The sequence below is a fragment of the Parafrankia sp. FMc2 genome (genome assembly GCF_041008525.1).
Classification (GTDB): domain Bacteria; phylum Actinomycetota; class Actinomycetes; order Frankiales; family Frankiaceae; genus Parafrankia.
Genome location: NZ_JBFLUG010000040.1, coordinates 34,808 through 50,895, shown reverse-complemented (window position 1 = coordinate 50,895; position 16,088 = coordinate 34,808). Strand labels below are relative to the sequence as shown.

The 16,088-nt window shown below is 67.0% G+C and carries 19 protein-coding genes and 1 tRNA gene; 14 read left to right on the top strand and 6 right to left on the bottom strand.

The genetic code is table 11. From position 1 onward, the window contains the following. Positions 1-451: 451 nt before the first annotated feature. The 3 genes from AB1460_RS16210 (at position 452) to AB1460_RS16200 (ending at position 2,886) form a co-directional block, all read left to right on the top strand. The gene (locus AB1460_RS16210; protein ID WP_368962199.1) at positions 452-1,048 is read left to right on the top strand and encodes a hypothetical protein; all 597 of its coding nucleotides are present in this window, start codon (positions 452-454) and stop codon (positions 1,046-1,048) included. Next, on the top strand, positions 1,020-2,192 hold the full coding sequence (locus AB1460_RS16205) for a helix-turn-helix domain-containing protein (protein WP_368962212.1): 1,173 nt from the start codon (positions 1,020-1,022) through the stop codon (positions 2,190-2,192). The genes AB1460_RS16210 and AB1460_RS16205 overlap by 29 nt, the downstream gene beginning before the upstream one ends. A gap of 202 nt (positions 2,193-2,394) precedes the next feature. Further along, a complete protein-coding gene (locus tag AB1460_RS16200; RefSeq protein ID WP_368962197.1) occupies positions 2,395-2,886 on the top strand; it encodes a DUF4145 domain-containing protein in 492 nt (163 codons plus the stop codon). A 399-nt stretch (positions 2,887-3,285) separates the two neighbouring features. Here AB1460_RS16200 and AB1460_RS16195 read toward each other — a convergent pair whose 3' ends face one another. The 4 genes from AB1460_RS16195 to AB1460_RS16180 all read right to left on the bottom strand — a co-directional run bounded on the left by AB1460_RS16195 (position 3,286) and on the right by AB1460_RS16180 (position 7,027). Continuing rightward, positions 3,286-3,804, bottom strand: a complete 519-nt coding sequence (locus AB1460_RS16195; RefSeq protein ID WP_368962195.1) for an NPCBM/NEW2 domain-containing protein — start codon at positions 3,802-3,804, stop codon at positions 3,286-3,288. A gap of 683 nt (positions 3,805-4,487) precedes the next feature. Continuing rightward, entirely contained in the window at positions 4,488-4,976 is a 489-nt protein-coding gene (locus tag AB1460_RS16190) for a gamma-glutamylcyclotransferase family protein (RefSeq protein WP_368962194.1), read from the bottom strand. Further along, positions 4,861-6,057, bottom strand: coding sequence for a hypothetical protein (locus AB1460_RS16185; protein ID WP_368962193.1), 1,197 nt, complete (start codon positions 6,055-6,057; stop codon positions 4,861-4,863). The genes AB1460_RS16190 and AB1460_RS16185 overlap by 116 nt, the downstream gene beginning before the upstream one ends. After that, positions 6,044-7,027, bottom strand: a complete 984-nt coding sequence (locus tag AB1460_RS16180; RefSeq protein ID WP_368962192.1) for a helix-turn-helix domain-containing protein — start codon at positions 7,025-7,027, stop codon at positions 6,044-6,046. Before AB1460_RS16180 ends, AB1460_RS16185 begins: the two co-directional genes overlap by 14 nt. Positions 7,028-7,384: 357 nt before the next feature. Between AB1460_RS16180 and AB1460_RS16175 the strand changes: the two genes are divergently transcribed. After that, on the top strand, positions 7,385-7,849 hold the full coding sequence (locus AB1460_RS16175; protein WP_368962191.1) for a hypothetical protein: 465 nt from the start codon (positions 7,385-7,387) through the stop codon (positions 7,847-7,849). Between the two features lie 57 nt (positions 7,850-7,906). Here the strand turns inward: AB1460_RS16175 and AB1460_RS16170 are convergent, their stop codons facing one another. Continuing rightward, positions 7,907-8,323: a helix-turn-helix domain-containing protein gene (locus tag AB1460_RS16170; protein WP_368962190.1), complete on the bottom strand. Its 417-nt coding sequence runs from the start codon at positions 8,321-8,323 to the stop codon at positions 7,907-7,909. 216 nt (positions 8,324-8,539) lie between these two features. Here AB1460_RS16170 and AB1460_RS16165 point away from each other — a divergent pair, with 216 nt between their 5' ends. The 5 genes from AB1460_RS16165 to AB1460_RS16145 all read left to right on the top strand — a co-directional run bounded on the left by AB1460_RS16165 (position 8,540) and on the right by AB1460_RS16145 (position 12,889). Continuing rightward, positions 8,540-8,950: a plasmid replication, integration and excision activator gene (locus tag AB1460_RS16165; RefSeq protein WP_368962188.1), complete on the top strand. Its 411-nt coding sequence runs from the start codon at positions 8,540-8,542 to the stop codon at positions 8,948-8,950. Continuing rightward, complete coding sequence (locus tag AB1460_RS16160; protein ID WP_368962187.1) at positions 8,947-9,237, top strand: hypothetical protein; 291 nt, start codon at positions 8,947-8,949, stop codon at positions 9,235-9,237. Before AB1460_RS16165 ends, AB1460_RS16160 begins: the two co-directional genes overlap by 4 nt. A 153-nt stretch (positions 9,238-9,390) precedes the next feature. Further along, a complete protein-coding gene (locus AB1460_RS16155; RefSeq protein WP_368962186.1) occupies positions 9,391-10,962 on the top strand; it encodes an FtsK/SpoIIIE domain-containing protein in 1,572 nt (523 codons plus the stop codon). Then, positions 10,959-11,195 (top strand): hypothetical protein, encoded by a 237-nt coding sequence (locus tag AB1460_RS16150; protein ID WP_368962185.1) that lies wholly within the window; start codon positions 10,959-10,961, stop codon positions 11,193-11,195. The genes AB1460_RS16155 and AB1460_RS16150 overlap by 4 nt, the downstream gene beginning before the upstream one ends. After that, positions 11,195-12,889: a replication initiator gene (locus AB1460_RS16145; protein WP_368962183.1), complete on the top strand. Its 1,695-nt coding sequence runs from the start codon at positions 11,195-11,197 to the stop codon at positions 12,887-12,889. Before AB1460_RS16150 ends, AB1460_RS16145 begins: the two co-directional genes overlap by 1 nt. Here AB1460_RS16145 and AB1460_RS16140 read toward each other — a convergent pair. Then, on the bottom strand, positions 12,875-13,141 hold the full coding sequence (locus AB1460_RS16140; protein ID WP_368962182.1) for a helix-turn-helix transcriptional regulator: 267 nt from the start codon (positions 13,139-13,141) through the stop codon (positions 12,875-12,877). The two genes, AB1460_RS16145 and AB1460_RS16140, sit on opposite strands and share 15 nt — an antisense overlap. A gap of 80 nt (positions 13,142-13,221) precedes the next feature. Between AB1460_RS16140 and AB1460_RS16135 the strand changes: the two genes are divergently transcribed. From AB1460_RS16135 to AB1460_RS16115, 5 genes are all read left to right on the top strand, one after another. Then, on the top strand, positions 13,222-13,488 hold the full coding sequence (locus tag AB1460_RS16135) for a hypothetical protein (protein WP_368962181.1): 267 nt from the start codon (positions 13,222-13,224) through the stop codon (positions 13,486-13,488). 133 nt (positions 13,489-13,621) lie between these two features. After that, positions 13,622-14,122, top strand: coding sequence for a hypothetical protein (locus AB1460_RS16130; protein WP_368962179.1), 501 nt, complete (start codon positions 13,622-13,624; stop codon positions 14,120-14,122). A 115-nt stretch (positions 14,123-14,237) separates the two neighbouring features. After that, complete coding sequence (locus AB1460_RS16125) at positions 14,238-14,450, top strand: helix-turn-helix transcriptional regulator (RefSeq protein WP_368962178.1); 213 nt, start codon at positions 14,238-14,240, stop codon at positions 14,448-14,450. Continuing rightward, a complete protein-coding gene (locus tag AB1460_RS16120; RefSeq protein WP_368962177.1) occupies positions 14,447-15,937 on the top strand; it encodes a tyrosine-type recombinase/integrase in 1,491 nt (496 codons plus the stop codon). The genes AB1460_RS16125 and AB1460_RS16120 overlap by 4 nt, the downstream gene beginning before the upstream one ends. An 18-nt stretch (positions 15,938-15,955) precedes the next feature. Further along, positions 15,956-16,044 (top strand) — tRNA-Ser (locus tag AB1460_RS16115). The last annotated feature ends 44 nt before the right edge of the window (positions 16,045-16,088 follow it).

The window sequence follows — 16,088 nt, the reverse complement described above, 5'->3', positions numbered from 1 at the left end:
AGCTACCTGTAGTCGGGGCTGGATCGGCCGTCGTCGTCCACCGGGCCAGCGGGCCTGATGCGCTCCGTCCGCTGGTGCCTATCAGTGTCCGCGGCCGTATGTCCGCATGGACTGTCGGCCCGGCCCCCCTGCCCGCAGGGCACGAGCTTGGGCACCTGTGCCCCGCGCGGCGCGGCCACCCGACCCCGGGACAGGACCGGAGAGGACCTACGGGTAGCCCTGACCACTTGAACGGAGGGTGGGGAGCGGACGCGCCAAGGATTAAGATCATCTTTGCCGGATGGTGAAAAATAGGGTACAAACTTGTCTCATGACGTCACCACCAGCGCTGAGGTCGCTCGTGGACAACCATGGGCGAGGCCTTGCCGTGCTGAGATGCCTCGCCGCAGATGCTGTCAACGACTCGACCGGCCTATACGGACCACGTCGGCGTCCGCCGAAAGGCGGCACGATGTCGGGGATGATGCGGGACAAGTTGATTGAGTTGGCGCTCCCGTCGGCCGAACTGGCGGCAGACGGACTGGCAGTCACAGCGTATGGCCAAGACTGGGTCCGCGTGACTTTCGGTTCCGAGGGCGTCACAGCTCCGCTCAGGAAGCGGCCCCGCGTCAAGAAAGTTCCGGCATTGCAGAACGAGGTAAGCCTCTTTGAGTTCGATGATCAGCTTGATCGAGATGAGTCGATCGCAGAGGTGGATCTGTTTGGCAATTCCATCGCCTTCTTCGTTGTCTACTGGGACTATCAGTGGATCTGGAACAACGAAGAAGAAAAAGCTGAAGGAAAGCTGAGCTGTTTCAGTGTTGCGCAGGTAGCGTCAGTGGGCGGCGAACCTGACTATCAGACGATTGTGAATGAAATAGAGATCTCACCGAACGTGGTGCCGCTGCGACAGATAGCACCACCAGGCTCGGCAAATGATGACGACGACCTGGACGATGTGGTAGGACGCTGGGACCAGGAGGCACCGGCCGCCGAGGAAGAGATCACCGACAAGCAGGACGAGGAAGGCCGTGACGACGATGATACCTCTCTGGGGGGTAGAGGCTGACCAAGAGGTATTCGGGGAACGACTGCGTGACGCACGCGTAATCCAAAGACTTAAATCTAGCGGCGTCGCGGAGAAGGCGCACCTGACTCCCGACCGCTATTCTCGTCTTGAGAATAGCCTCTCGACGAAGGTTAATCAAAAAAGGATCGCCGCGCTGGCGGATGCGGTCGATTTTCCCATCGACTTCCTCACGTCTCCTCCAGTAACGCCTGTTCAACGAGGAAGTCTCCTTTTCAGAGCAAAGAAAGGGATGACGAGAGGGGAAGAGGATCAGCTTGTAGCTTGGGCGAGACTAATCGGAGATCTTCTTCATAGGGCGGAAGAAGATGTTCGTCTTCCATATGTTAAGGTTCCGCGAGTCTCGCCATCTACTTCTCCCGCAGACGCTGCCAGAATTAGCCGATCGGCCTTCGGCCTTGCTGATGATGAGCCGATCCCGCACCTAGTCCGCCTCTTGGAGAGAAGCGGCGTCCATGTTGCATCGGTGGACTTTTCTGCTGAGCTTCACGCGAAGTATCATGATGCGTTCTCAACCTGGGTCGGATATGCAATGGACAGGCCTCTTGTCGTAACCAGATCCAGCTCTTCCTGGGAAAGAACCAGGCTTTCTGTAGCTCACGAACTCGGCCATCTCGTCATGCATCAGACCCGGAGGGAAGGTGATCTGGAGGCTGAAGCCTATACTTTCGCCTCCGAATTCCTACTTCCCAGGGGGGCACTTCAGGAAGGATGGCCTCGACAAGTGACGCTCGTGTCGTTGATGCCGCTGAAAAGAAAGTGGGGGATGTCTTTGGCGTCTCTGATCGAGCATGGCTACAGAAACGGCCTAGTCGAAAGTACCCAGAGGACAAACCTATACAAGCAGATGTCAAATAGGAGGGATCGAGAGACTGGTGAGAGATGGAGAGTCCGAGAGCCCGGGTGGAACGACCGGGATCCGGAGCGCCCTAAACTAATCGCCAAGGTGGCAGAGGCGGCATTCGGTCCGAATGTTACGACTCAAGGAATATCGGCGGAAATCTACGGCTGGCGAAGTGACCTTATAGGGAAGCTCCTGGAGGGGCAGCTCACTGACTGGTCTCGGGCTGTAACGGCGACCCATATCAATGAAAGGATGGGATCGGTTTCTCGGCTCCGTCTATAAGATGCTGTGAGTTTGCGCTGGACCTAGGATTGATGTGTTTCGGGGAGCGGTGGAAAAATCTGAAGTGCGTGCCATATCATGCCCATTCTGTGAGAGCGTGACGGCGGGCGAAGTGCGTGGGATTGTAGTGCAAGGGCCCTCGGAGGATGTTGATCTCGCTACTGAACATACGCTTATCCAATGTGCAAAGTGCAATGGTGCAATGGTGCAAATTCGTGAAGACTATGGCGGTGGCTTCGACGAAGACGACCGGCCTCTGACGGTATACCCTGCCGCGCGACAGCTCAGCACGCTGGTGCCCCACACTCTGTGGCGAGAATGGGATGAGGCTCGCACGTGTTTCAGAAACAAGTTGTACACTGCGACCGCGGTGATGGTGCGTCGCACCCTTGAGGGGACTTGCATTGATCTAGGAGTTCAGGAACGGATCCTTGCGCGGGGTCTGACTGAGCTCAAGAAGCGCGGACTTATTGACGATATGCTTGCGGAGTGGGCTAACGCGCTCCGTGTGATCGGCAATGAAGGGGCGCATTTCACTGGTAGATCCGTAAGCCGTCAAGACGCGGAGGACGCACTGACATTCGCAGAAGCTCTTCTGGATCATGTCTATGTCCTGCGGAAGCGTTTTGAGGAGTTCCGGCAGCGTCTAGACAAGAAAAGAGGCCAGCCGGCAGCTGCGTCGCCCGAAAGCTGACTCCCTCTGCTGACGAGCGTCCACGAAACAGGCACGGAACGGTTCCGTGGCCTCGTCAGCAGTCATGATCTTGGATTGACGGGTGATGTTGACCAAGGTGTTCGTTGGCAAGCAGACCCGCACCGCAGGCGCGTCAGCGCCGAGGAGCGGAAGCTGCGCGGCAGCCCTGTGCTTGTCACGCGGACGGCGACGAGCAGCTAATCCGTGATTAGATTTGGATCTTCCGCTGACGTCCGTGGACGTCCACCGGGTCAGTAGAACTGGTGCACTCCATCCGCTGATGTCCACCAGCGTCCATGGCCGTCTGGCGCCTCGGCTGTCAGCCCGGCCGCCATGCTGCATCGCGAAGTGGACGAATCGCGAATTAAGAATTTATTGTAGATCGGTCTGCTGAATCGCTTAAGGATCCACAACAAGGCGCACGCTTCCCCAGACGTTGTATCCCTGCGTGCACCCCTTTGCGGTTATGTAAGTCTGTTCCAGCTTGAGTCGAAGAACGTTTGTCACGGGGACATTTAGCGGGAAAGATTCATTCAAGCCAAGTTGCCGATTGAATACTTTGACGCCGTCAAGATAGACGGCAAACTCTACCCGCTTGTTCGGGTCGGCGCTGTTGTCTGAAATGCCAATATCGGCACGGAGCCAGTCGTAAGTCTTTCCAATATTGTACTCAAAGGTGCGCGACGCAGGATCGCATACTTGTCCGACATCGGCATAAAGTGAGTTTATGTACTCAATCCCGTTGACAGGCAAGGTTTTGTAATTGGGGTTACCCGACAATGACTTAATTTCTTTGAGGTAAATCTCCTGAGGCCCATTGGGGGGTGGAGTGCTGGAGGGTTCCGGATCGGCGGCTGCTGTCCGCGGCGGCATTAACGATGGACGAATCGTAGCTGTCCTTGCCGGATCGTCAACCATGACTTCTCCGGCTGCAGGTGATGTGGGGTCAGAGGATGATACAGGTGATGTAGGGCCAAAGGATGTCGATGTGGAGGCCGGCTGGGTTGGCGGCGTTGCCGCTGGCGGGGGAGACAACTCGGTCGGCGGATGGCTTTCATCTCCAGCCGAACCAATAAAAAGGACAAGAATTGCAAATATCCCCGTGACGAGAGCGCCAGCGACAGCAGCGAGGACCGCGTCGGATCGGCTCATACGTCCCCAGAATCCGTCTTGCTGTGTGCCGGCGGGTGGGGTCCCGCCTGCCGCGCCGCTCGGTGGCGTCCCGCCGCTTGGCGGTCCGTCCGCCGACGCTCCCCCGTCGGTCATATGTCGCCCCTTCCGTGACAGCCGTCATTGTTGCAGGACTCCGAATCGCCGCCTTACGCGGCGTCCGATAGGTCGATTTGCAACATCTGCCGGTTTTGGTGCCACGATTCCCGCGTCCACGGGCGCATCGCAGCGCAAGTGTCGCGTTCGGCCCCTTGCCGTCTCAGACCGGCTGGAACGCGGTCGATCGAAGTGCCCTGGGAGTCCCCGAACGTTCCTCACACCGCGACGCACCGGCGAGCATGGCGCGCCAGCGCCACGCGCAGCCGTCGCGCGGCGCGGGTTCGGCGTCGGTGGCGCTTGATCCTAAAACGAGAGTTTCGGCAACGTGCGGGCTACCTGCCTTGCTCGTGGCGGCGGCGCCATGCGGTGCAACGCTCGACGTAGCTGGGTAGGTGGTCGCGGGCGAACTCGTCAGGGCTCCATGGCTGGGCGGGGAGGAACTTGGCGGGCTCGGCGCAGGCGTAGGCCCATGCGTGGCGGTCGTGGTCCAGGCCGATGCGGCTGAGGGTGTAGATGTCGGCCTCGAAGGCGTCGAGGGTGTTCCACTCGGCTTCCGTGAGGTCGTCGAATAGGTGTCCCGTGGCGGTGGCGGCCTGCTCGCGGATGAGTCCTGGGTAGATCCGCTCTGGGAGAGCGATAACCTGCCATCCGGTGACGGTGACGGGGACGCGGTGGGGGTCGCGGTCGATGAGGGCCCGGAGGACGTCAGGGAAGAGAAGGCTTCCGTAGACGAAGAGGGGCGCCGGGTCCGCTGATGCGGGGTCCAGTCGGCCAGAGTTGGGTGAGTTGGTGCGGGGTGCTGGGCTGGGTGTAGACGGCACGGAAGACCTTCCCCACGGTTTCGGTGTCGGCGGTGTCGGCGAGGTTGACGAACCAGTCGATGCCGGCGGGGTAGGCCCACAGGTAGGTGCGTAGCTGGGGGTCGTTGCCGCGGTCGGTGAGGATGTCGGCGATGGTGTCCGTGGTCCAGAACGGGACGCATGCGCGGGCATGGTCTACGCAGTCTGCGACCGGGATTCCGGCGTTGATGGCGCGGTGCAGGTCGGCGCGGATGAGCTGTAGGTAGTGGTCCAGGCGGACTCGGGCGGTCACGGCGGTGTCGTCGGGGGTGACGAACAGCGGCATGGCCTGCGCGATGCCTTCCAACAGCACCTGATAGGGCACGTGGACCGACAGCAGACGCGGCCACGGGACATCGGCGCGGCTGGCGGTGGCGGTGTAGCTGGCGCTCTGGAGGGCGTGTCCGAGGATCTCGTGTAGGGCGAACTGGCGTAGGCGGACCTTGGTGAAGGCCGCGTTGCGCAGGTTGAAGCGGAGACGTACGTCCTGGCCGGTGCCGTCGAGCCAGTAGGCCCAGTAGGCGTCGACGTCGGCGGTCGTGATCTCCAGGTTGTACGGGGCATCTGTTTCGGCAAGGGCGCGGACGGCGGGCTCTGCCTCGCTGGCGGCGGTCCGGATCATCTCGGGTGCGTCGGCTGCCTCGACAGGTCCTTCGGCGTCGCGTAGCTGGCGGTCGGTGGTGGCATCCCAGGAAACCCCGATGTCGGCCAGGGCCGTGCGGGCGCGTTCACCGACGGCGGTCACGTACTCCTCGGGCCATCCGGCTGCGGAACATCCCTGGGTGGCGGTCAGGTAGTCGTCGAGCGGGGGCCGCTCGCCGAGCAACGCGCCGAGATAGGCCAGGTGGGCGCGGAGCTGCTCGGCGCAGACCTGGTCGCCGTCACCCTCGGCTCGCTCGTACAGCTCGGTGAGTGTGCTGTGAACGCCCAGGCGGCTCGGGGCCGCTGGCGCCTTGGCCGCGGTTGGCGCGCAGTCGAAGTCGATGACCGGTGACGCCTTCCGGGCCTTCTCGTAGGCGTCCCATGCCCGTAGCGTCTGCTCGATCTCGTCACGTAGACGCATGCGCGGTGTCCCATCGCAGCGTCACGAACTGATTCGGTCGTAGGTTCCGGCGGGTCAGCTCGATGACGACTCCGGTCTCGTCGCGGGCGAAGGACAGACCTTCGGCCGCGGAGATCTCCGAACCGTCCGGCCGGTCCTCGGTCGCCGAGCATCGGGTCAGGGACGTGACGCCTTGGTGGCGAAGCCGGATGGTGAGCGTGCCGGTGGGGCGGACGATCGACTGACGCCAGTAGTGGTCGTAGACGAACCGTCCGCCGGTGCTGCGGTAGCCAACGGTCGCGGATTCCCCGGGCTGGATGGCGGGGAAGATCTGGCAGGCGAAGCGGGCGCTGAGCTTGGTGTCGTGGACGCGCTGAATGATGATGTTGCGGTCGGGGGAGGGCAGGGCCTCAATGTCCAACGGGCCGTTGGTGGTCTCGAACCACAGCTCCCTGTTGAGTCTGGTGAACGGCGTGGCCGTGGCGTTGTACAGCTCATGCCGGTAGGTCAGCGTCGCCCATCCGTCTTCGGCAACCTCGATGTCGATGGTCAGGCTGCGATCCTCAACGTCTCCGGCCGGCTCGCGGGGCGCTGGCATGCTCACACCGGCGGTCGTGGTCGCGTAGGCGCTGGCGCGGTGATGGTCGCCGATGCCGGCAAGGGCGGGGGAGGGCGGCGCGTCGGCTCTGGTCGTCTCGGCTTCCCAGGGGCGGGGTGCGAGCCGGAAGTAGGCGCCGGGGATGCGTAGCGCGTCGGCGATGCGCTCGACCAGGTCGAGTGAGGTGATGTTGCTTTCGCCGCTCATGACTCGGCTGACCCGGCTTTGGGTGAGGCCGCGGACGGGGGAGGACACGCGGTCCTGGCTGGCGCCGTCGTACTTGCGCATCAGGCGGAAGATCGCCTGGAAGTCCAGGGTCTCGCAGGCGGCGCGGAACTCCTCGCGGGCAAGGAGATCGGGCGAGACGGTGTAGGGAGGGGCGGGCTGGGCCATCCGCCATCTCCTCGGGTGCGGGCCGACAGCCAGGGTCAGCGGGTGGTCAGGTCGCTACGCAGAGACTAGCGCCACCATGCCACCTTGGTATGGGTGGTTCGCCGCTGATCTGACGCTTTGGCGCTCGGATGGCGCCTGTCAGCCACTCGGCAGGCGGTGAACCGGCCGGATTCCATGCACACCGTGCCTTGCCAACTTGACGTTTCGTGACGCATCGGATGCGGACGAGTCTTGTTCGCAGGCCACCCCGCTCCGCGTCGAGTCGGGATCTCCGCGGGACGGGGTGGCGTCCAGGCCGTGAGGCGACGTGAGCGGATGAGGGGCGCTACGGGTGCGATGGGACATGACGGAGCAGACATGGACGGATCTTCGCGGCGGGTCCGGGGGTTCGCGATGACGTGGGCCAGCGGCTCCTGCGAGACGGACGGGGAACCGGGCGTGGGCCTGCTGCCGTGGGGCGCGGACGCCTGGGCGCTGGTCGTACCGGCCGGCTCGTCGGCGCAGGCGCTGTACGCGGCGATGGCGGACATGCCGTCCGGCCTGCGCTTCGTCGAGTCCTTCGGGGATGTGGACACGGTCCTGGTCTACGAAGCGTCTGGGATACGGCTGTCCCGGCGGCAGCTGCCGGGCTCGTTCCTGCGCTCCATGCTCGAACTCGACCCGGCGTCGGTCGGGGAGGACAACGGCCGGCGCTGGATGACCGAAGGGGAACGCGGGGCGTACGACGCGGGGAAGGCGGACATGGCCGACGCGCTGCGCCGGCAGGTGATCCGGCGGCGTCGGCGCCCATGCTCGTGGAGTCCCTCGGTACTGGAGGACTGACAGCACGAAGAGTCGCGATGGGCCGGACCTCGTCGGGGGGTCCGGCCCATCGTCGTCTCAGGACGGCGTCCGGCTGCCCGCCCTGGTGACGGCCTGCTCGACGGCGGCGAGCCTGGACGTGATCTCGGTGAGCCGCTCCTCGACCCGGACCAGGGCGGCGAGGATCTCCCGGCCCGTGGGCTCGTCTGGCGTGCCGGCGACTGGCGGCTCTGACACGAGCACCTGGATCAGGTGATCGTCGGGCCACTCCAGTGCCTGGGCGATCGCTACGAGGGTCTTGTTCTGCACCCGGCGGCCGGCGCCGTGCTGAAGCTCGCGCAGCGTCGACACGGACACTCCCGAGATGCGGGCGAGATCCTGCTGACCGATGCGGCGGCGCGCCATCCGCTCGTTGAGCGCGGACGCGACGGCGGCCCAGTCCTCGCCGTTGACGGGCCCGCGGGCCCGGTACACCGGGGTTCTCCGGTCAGCCATGCGCGCATATTAGCGGCCCGCAAAACGACGTCAGAACCCATCCCAGCATGCCATATCACCTTGGCATGAACCTATGAGCACCTGCATGGCGCCCATGTCACGGCTACATACAACGCTGGGTTAGCGGTTGATACGCGCTTGCTGAGCGGTGGATCGTGTATCTCGTCAGCCGGAACGCACGGTTGGTTCCGGGTAAAGGCGAGTGGAGGTGGCACGGTGGCGGTTCCGCAACGCATTCCGGTGCGGTTCGAGGACGTGTTCCCGCACGGTGCGTTCGTGCTGGGCGTGGAGGCGGCGAGCGACTTCGACAAGGTGAAGGAGAAGGCGGCGGACGTCCAGGCTCGGGACAAGGACACCGGCGAGCGGGTCTGGTCGGTGCGGGTCCTGGACGCGGACCCGATGGCCCGGAAGGCCGAACTGAAGGTGAAGATCCTCGGGGAGGTGGCGCCGGTCCTGCCGGACAACCTGCCGGGGCTCCCGTTCCGGCCGGTGATGTTCGAACGCCTGGTGGTGGTCCCGTACGTGGACACCAACGGGTCGCAGCCGCGGGTGGCGTTCTCGCTGCGGGCGGGCGTGATGCGGCCGGTCGGTCCGGCTCGGCGGACCAACCCGGGGGTGGCGGCGTGAGCGGGCGCGAGATGGACGGGCTGCGCTCGTCGACGCACCTGGGGCTGCATGTGGGCGCGGACTGGTCGACCCGGTGCCACACCTACCCCGACAAGCCGCCGATCCTCTCCATCCACACGGGCCGGACGATGCTGTCCGTCTCGGCGGCCGGTAGCGCGGTGACCTCGGATCAGGTCGACTTCGCGTACGCCCTGCTCGCCGCGGTGAACGACTACCTCATTGAATGCGAGCGGTTCCGGTTCGCCGCGCAGGACGCGGCCGAACTGCCGGGACATCTCGCCGCTTAGCCGCTCCGTGTAGCTGCTCCGCGGTTTCCCTTCGCGTCAGGCGGCCCGGAACCCTTCGTTCGGGTGAACGGTTCCGGGCCCGCCGGGCCTTCCTTCCTCTCCCCTTTCTTTCGACTCCTGGTTTCGTGCGCTCTGAAACAGGTGGTATCTGTCATGTCCAGAATCAACGGCGACCGGGGAATGCCCCGCATTCCGTCCCGGCCCGACAAGATGCGGGTCCCGATGTGGATGCTGCTGCTCGCGGTGGCGGGCAAGGGGCTGGTGCTCGGGGTCCGCTGGTGCTGGCGGCACCGGGTGGCGGTGCCGGTCGCGCTCGGCCTGGCGCTGTTCACGCGCCGCTTCGGGGCGCTGGGCCTGGTGGCGCTGCTCGTCGCCCTGGCCCTGGTCGCGGTTGTCTGGCGGCGCCTGCACGCCCGGTCGTTCGGCTGGCTGGCCCGGTGGGTGTGGGGCCGGGTGCGGCTCGGGTTCGTGTACCGGCGGCGGTGGCGGCCGGCGATGGTGCACTCGAGCCTGGCGATTCGCATGCCGGCGTCGAACGGCGATCAGGTGACCTTCGACGAGTACTTCCCGCGTATCCGTTCGATCCGCTCGACCCGGGCCGCGGACATGCTGCGGGTGGAACTGCTCCCAGGGCAGACACCGGAACAGTGGGCGGACGCGGCCGAAGGACTACGCCACGTGTTCCGGGCCCGACGCTGCCAGGTGCAGGGCGAGCCGTCCCGCTTCGTCCGGCTGCACTTCCACCACCGCGACACCCTGACCAGCCCCGTCGAACCGGCCGGCCTCGACCCGTCGGGCCCGGTCATCGACCACGACCCGGACGGCGACGCCACGGCGACCGGCGAGCCTGACCGGCTCGTCGGGAACCTCTCGGCCGTCCGCGTCGGCCGACGGGAGGACGGCAAGCCCTGGACCCTGCCCGTACGGGGAACCCATCTGCTCATCGCGGGGGCCACCGGCGCCGGTAAAGGCTCGGTGCTGTGGTCGATCATCCGCGGTCTCGGCCCGGCCGTGCGCGCCGGCCTCGTCGAACTGTGGGTCTGCGACCCCAAGGGCGGCATGGAACTCGCGTTCGGCGAGCCGCTGTTCACCCGGTTCGCCACCACCACGGAAGCGATCGCGGATCTCCTCGACGACGCGGTATCCGTGATGCAGAACCGGACGGCCCGGCTGCGCGGGGTGACCCGGCTCCACACCCCGACTCCAGGCGAGCCGCTGATCGTCCTGGTGGTCGACGAAATCGCCTCGTTGACGGCCTACGTCACCGACCGGGACGTCAAGAAGCGGATCGGCGCGGCGCTGCCGCTGCTGCTCTCCCAGGGCCGGGCGCCCGGGGTCGTGGTCCTGGCGGCGGTGCAGGACCCGCGCAAGGAAGTGCTTCCGTTCCGGGACCTGTTCCCGGTCCGGGTCGCACTGCGCATGACCGAAACCGAACAGGCGGATCTCGTACTCGGCTCCGGGGCCCGTGACCGGGGCGCCCGCGCGGACGAGATCCCGGTGTCCCTGCCTGGGGTGGGCTACGTGCTCCACGAAGGACAACCCGAACCGGTCCGGGTCCGGGCTTCGTTCGTCGACGACACCGAGATCAACCGGACCGTGTGGTCCTACCGGCCCACTCCCGCGGCCGGCGCCGGCTGGACACCGGACCTCAACCCCTACCGTGACGACGATTCGGCCGATCACGACCACTCCGGCGACGGCTCCTGGTGGGGTGAGGTGGCGTGAACGGCCCGGCCGGCGAGATGCCTGACGATCTGCTCGACTCGGCCGCGCCGGTGCCCGTCCTGCCGGTCTGCGCGACCTGCGGGCACCTGCGCATCACCCACCGGCGCGGACGATGCCGCGCGGACCTCGGCCCCGGAACCACCTGCGGCTGCGCCCTCTTCACCACCGCGCCGGCCCGTCCGTCGGCCGGTGTGCGCCTGGACCTCGACGACCGGGAGGACCGCACCTCTTGATGACTGGCCTAACCCCCGCCGGCCTCGGCCCCTCCGTCGGCCGTGACGATCGTCCGGGTTCTCGGGCGGCGCGGATGCGGATGCCGCTCGCTCGTCAGGTCGTGGAAGCGGTCGCCGTGGAGAACGGCGTGTGCGTGCGGCCGACGGCGATGCGCCGGACGAACCTCGACACCGGCGAAACCGAGATCATCCCCGTGCCCTGCGGGGCCACGCTGGCGAGCAAGTGTCCGACCTGCGCGGAGAAGGCGCGGCGGCTGCGGATGGCGCAGTGCAAGGCAGGCTGGCACCTCGATGACGAACCGCTTCCCGACCCAGACCCGCCCACGGATGAGGCGAAGACCCTCGCGGGCTTCCGCGCCGATCTCGAAACCGTCCGGCTCGACGCTGAACGCGACGGGGACGCGGCCGGCGTCGCCGAGATCGACGAACTCATCGGCCAGGTGGACGAGGAACTCAACGCGCTCGGCGTGCGGGGGAAGGCGGCGCCGGACAGTCGGGATCGGCCGCGCCGTGTCCGCTCGACCCGCCGGCGGCAGGATGCCCCCGACCTGCCCCGGCTCCCGGTGGACAAGCGGACAGTCGGGCGGACCTTCGAAGCGACGGACGGCACCACCTGGCGGCCGTCGATGTTCCTGACCCTGACCTGCGACACCTACGGTCGGGTGACCTCGGACGGCACCCCCGTTGATCCGGCCTCGTACGACTACCGGCGGGCCGCGCGGGACGCGATCCACTTCCCGAGGCTGATCGACCGGTTCTGGCAGAACCTGCGCCGCGCGGTCGGCTGGGATGTGCAGTACTTCGCCGCGCTCGAACCGCAGCGACGCTTGGCGCCCCACCTGCACGCGGCGATCCGGGGCACCGTCCCGCGGGTCCTGCTGCGCCAGGTGGCGGCGGCGACATACAGCCAGGTGTGGTGGCCGTCGTGCGACCGGCCGGTCTATGACGACACGTGCCTACCGGTCTGGGACGACACCGCGGCCGGCTACCTCGACCCGGACACGTCCCGGCCGCTCCCGACCTGGGATGAGGCGGTGGACGCGATCGGCGACGATGCCGAACCGGCCCACGTCGTCCGGTTCGGACCACAGCTCCGCGCAGACGGTGTCACGGCGAACTCGGCGAACACCGGCCGGATGATCGGCTACCTGACCAAGTACCTGACGAAGAGCCTCGACGCCTGCCACGCCGTCACCACCGATGCTCAGCGACGGCACGTCGATCGGCTCGCGGACGCGCTGCGCCACGAACCGTGCTCGCCTACCTGCGCGAACTGGCTGCGCTACGGCGTCCAGCCACGCAACCCGAAGCCGGGCCTCGTCCCGGGGCGGTGCCGGGGCAAGGTCCACCGGCGGGAGACCCTCGGGTTCGGCGGCCGGCGGGTGCTCGTCTCCCGGCGCTGGTCCGGCAAGACCCTGACCGACCACAAGCACGACCGGGTCGCGTTCATCCGGGAACAGCTCGAAGCCCTCGGCCAGGTGGCGACCGGCCCGGCCGCGACCGGCACCGACCCGGCCCGCACCGTATGGACGCTGCTCCGCCCCGGCGACCCGGCCGCACCCCGACGCGAACACCTGCTCCTGCAGGCCGTCGCGCAACGCCACGCCTGGCGCGCACAGCTCGACGAGGCCCGGCGCAGTGCCGACGGACCGCCCGGTGCTCCCCCGGATGCGCTGGTGTCACGGGCTGCCTGATGCCTTCGGCCTGTGTCTTCCGGCAATCCACCGTTCCACGTCGGCGGACTCCCAGACCTTGCCGGCTGACAACTCGGCGACCGGCTTCGGGAACGTCGGATCGCTCGTCTCGATCTGGTGCACCCGCTGCCGGCTCACGCCGAGGCGCTCGGCGATCTCGGCCGTCCCCATCAGGTGGTGACTCATGTCCGCAGAGTACTTGACAGTCGCAAACCCCTCGGGAGATCCTTGGGAGGTCTTGGCGATCGCCAAGAGCAGATGCCTGCTGGCGATTCCGGCGCCGACGGCAACTCCACGCACCGATCCCTGACGCAGCAAGGGAGAGCTTCACCATGCACAAGGTCGGTTCCGCGGTCGAAGAGGCGGCACGCGCCAAGTACGACGCCGCGTTCGCCCTGCTTGAGAAGCAGAAAGCTGTACATCACTGGCTCGTCGTGACGGCCTGCGCCACCACCGACGGGACCGAACGGGCCGTCATCGACGCGCTCGCCACCCGATGCGAGGCCGAGGTCAACTCCGCGCGCATGGCCTGGTTGACGGCCCGGCGAGCCTGGGGCGACGTGCTCGGCCTCGATCTCGAACCGATCGACGGCATCTGACCGCCTGGCGGTCCCCCCGCGGCCGACGCGCCGCGCTCGACATCCCCATCACCTGAAGGCGGCCCCGTGCCGGCGATTCCGGCGCCGGACGGGGCCTTGATCCCGACCCTCACGCAGCAAGGGAGCGAGACCCGTGACCATCTTCCCGCCTTCCGGCAACCCGTGGCGCGACCCCCACGACGACAAGCCCTTCGCCGCTGTCCGCAGGACCGCCTACGGCGACCACGCGATCATCCTTCGGCCCGGGGCGGACGTCCGTGACCTCGTCGGCGTCCTGCGCGCCCTCCCGGCAAGCGCGATCTTCGCCGACCACTACGGCGACGTGAACGTGACCCTCGTCTTCCGGCCCGTCCCGGGTGCTTCGGCCGGGGCTGCGCGCACCGCGCCCAGCAACCCTGGGCCTGACCTGGTCGGCGAGATGATCCCCGCCGGGGCGATCGATCGGCCGCCCTACGGTCTGCCGTCCGACCAGTGCACCGACGCGCTGTACCACTCGCTCGCCGGTGTCGACCTCGGCGAGCACGACCACACGATCGTCCGCTGGCTCGCGCGCTGGGACGCACCGACCGTGACCACCGTCGCCAGCCTGATCCGCCGGGCCAGGCGCGCGGAACTCCCGCCTCGGCTCCTCTGATCGGCCACTGAGCAGGGCGGGCGGCCATCAACGACGCGGGTCGTCCGCCCCGTTCGCGTCTTCCGCACCTCTTCCGGCGTGTTCCGGCACGCCCGTGATCTCTGGAAGGACACGCATGATCAGCAGGGCTGGGAAGGAATCGGCCCATGACGAATGGCTCACCGTGGCGGACGTGATCGCGGAGGTCCGTGTTCCGCGATCGACGTTCTACCGCTGGCGTCAGCTGGGGATCGGCCCCCGCTCGGTGAAGCTTCCCAATGGGGACGTCCGGATCCGGCGCTCGTGGCTGGATGACTGGCTCCGCAACCTCGCGGAGGAAGCGGCGTGAGCGGCGAAACGAGCTTCGACGTCAAGTTCTGGGACATCAAGAAGCGCAATGACGGGCGTAGCCGGCCCTGGCGGTTCCGCTGGGCGGTTGCCGGCCGTGAGCGTGACGAGTATTTCCGCACAAAGGCACTCGCGGACGGCTTCCGAAGCAAGCTGGTCAAGGCGGCTCGGGCCGGTGAGGCGTTCGACGTCGCCACTGGGCGGCCCGTCTCGGAGGTCCGGGCGCAGAACTCGCCTCGCTGGGTCGACTTCGCCCGTGGCTATGTCGGGCATGTGTGGGCGTCCGCCGCGCCGAAGTCCAGGCGGTCGATGGCGGATGCGCTGGCGACCGTGACGGCCGTGCTCGTGACCTCGAACCGCGGGGCGCCCGATCCGAAGGTGCTCCGGCGGGCGCTGTACGGGTGGGCGTTCAACCACTCGAAGCAGGACACCACACCACCCGATGAGATCGCCTCGGCACTGGCGTGGATCTCGTCGGTGTCGGTCACGGTGGCGGCGATGAGCGACCCGGCCGTCATCCGGGTGGCCCTCGGCGCGTGCGGGCGCAAGCAGGACGGGACTCCGGCGGCGGCCACGACCTTCCGCCGTAAGCGGGCCGTCCTGCATCACGCCCTGGGTCACGCGGTCGAACAGCAGCTTCTCGACGTGAACCCGGTGGAACGGGTGCAGTGGAAGGCGGCAGTGGTGGCGAAGACGGTGGACCGGCGGGTGGTCGCGAACCCGGAGCAGGTGCGTGCTCTGCTCGACGCGGTCTCGAAGCAGGCCCGGACCGGTGACCGGCTGACGGCCTTCTTCGGCTGCCTCTACTACGCGGGCACCCGCCCGTCCGAAGCACTCGCCATCACGGTGGACAACCTGACCCTTCCCGAACAGGGCTGGGGGCGGCTCGACCTGGTGGGCTCCGAACCGCGGGCAGGCGGTGACTGGACGGATGACGGCCGGCCGCGGGACCGGCGCGGGCTGAAGCGGCGTGGCCAGCACGAGACCCGGCCGGTTCCGATCCCGCCCGAACTCGTCGCGCTGCTGCGGCGGCACCTCGACACCTACGGGACGGGGGAGGGCGGCCGGCTGTTCCGCACCCTGCGGGGCGGCCCTCCGCAGGACAGCCACTACACGGCGCTGTGGCGGCGGGCGCGGGCGGCGGCGCTGACACCGGCTCAGGCGGCGTCCCCGCTCGCGCGGCGGCCGTACGACCTGCGGCACGCGGCCGTGTCGCTGTGGCTGAACGCCGGTGTTCCGGCAACGGAGGTCGCCCGTCGGGCCGGGCACAGTGTGGATGTCCTGTTGCGTGTGTACGCGAACTGTGTGGACGGACAGGACCAGTTCGTCAACGATCGGATCACGGACGCACTGACGGGGCACCGGCCGGCCGGCGAGCCGGGGCGATCGGGTGATGTCTCGGACGGCACCGGCGCGGGCTGTGAGATCCTGGATCCGTACCCGGCGGGCACATGGCGGGCAGACTCCGGCGAGCCGGACGTAGCCTGACGAAGTAAACGCAGGTCAGGAGGGCTCGCCTAGTGGCCGATGGCGGCGGTCTTGAAAACCGCTAAGGGGAGTGATCCTCTTCGTGGGTTCGAATCCCACGCCCTCCGCTGTGTGATGTCTCAGGACATCGGAGACAGCCGAACCCGAGGTG

What these genes read in the sequence shown, in the direction of transcription:
- AB1460_RS16210 (WP_368962199.1), top strand. Translation starts at nt 452, where the DNA reads ATGTCGGGGATGATGCGGGACAAGTTGATTGAGTTGGCGCTCCCGTCG.
- AB1460_RS16205 (WP_368962212.1), top strand. Translation starts at nt 1,020, where the DNA reads ATGATACCTCTCTGGGGGGTAGAGGCTGACCAAGAGGTATTCGGGGAA.
- AB1460_RS16200 (WP_368962197.1), top strand. Translation starts at nt 2,395, where the DNA reads ATGGTGCAAATTCGTGAAGACTATGGCGGTGGCTTCGACGAAGACGAC.
- AB1460_RS16195 (WP_368962195.1), bottom strand. Translation starts at nt 3,804, where the DNA reads ATGGTTGACGATCCGGCAAGGACAGCTACGATTCGTCCATCGTTAATG.
- AB1460_RS16185 (WP_368962193.1), bottom strand. Translation starts at nt 6,057, where the DNA reads ATGCGTCTACGTGACGAGATCGAGCAGACGCTACGGGCATGGGACGCC.
- AB1460_RS16180 (WP_368962192.1), bottom strand. Translation starts at nt 7,027, where the DNA reads ATGGCCCAGCCCGCCCCTCCCTACACCGTCTCGCCCGATCTCCTTGCC.
- AB1460_RS16175 (WP_368962191.1), top strand. Translation starts at nt 7,385, where the DNA reads ATGGACGGATCTTCGCGGCGGGTCCGGGGGTTCGCGATGACGTGGGCC.
- AB1460_RS16170 (WP_368962190.1), bottom strand. Translation starts at nt 8,323, where the DNA reads ATGGCTGACCGGAGAACCCCGGTGTACCGGGCCCGCGGGCCCGTCAAC.
- AB1460_RS16155 (WP_368962186.1), top strand. Translation starts at nt 9,391, where the DNA reads ATGTCCAGAATCAACGGCGACCGGGGAATGCCCCGCATTCCGTCCCGG.
- AB1460_RS16145 (WP_368962183.1), top strand. Translation starts at nt 11,195, where the DNA reads ATGACTGGCCTAACCCCCGCCGGCCTCGGCCCCTCCGTCGGCCGTGAC.
- AB1460_RS16135 (WP_368962181.1), top strand. Translation starts at nt 13,222, where the DNA reads ATGCACAAGGTCGGTTCCGCGGTCGAAGAGGCGGCACGCGCCAAGTAC.
- AB1460_RS16125 (WP_368962178.1), top strand. Translation starts at nt 14,238, where the DNA reads ATGATCAGCAGGGCTGGGAAGGAATCGGCCCATGACGAATGGCTCACC.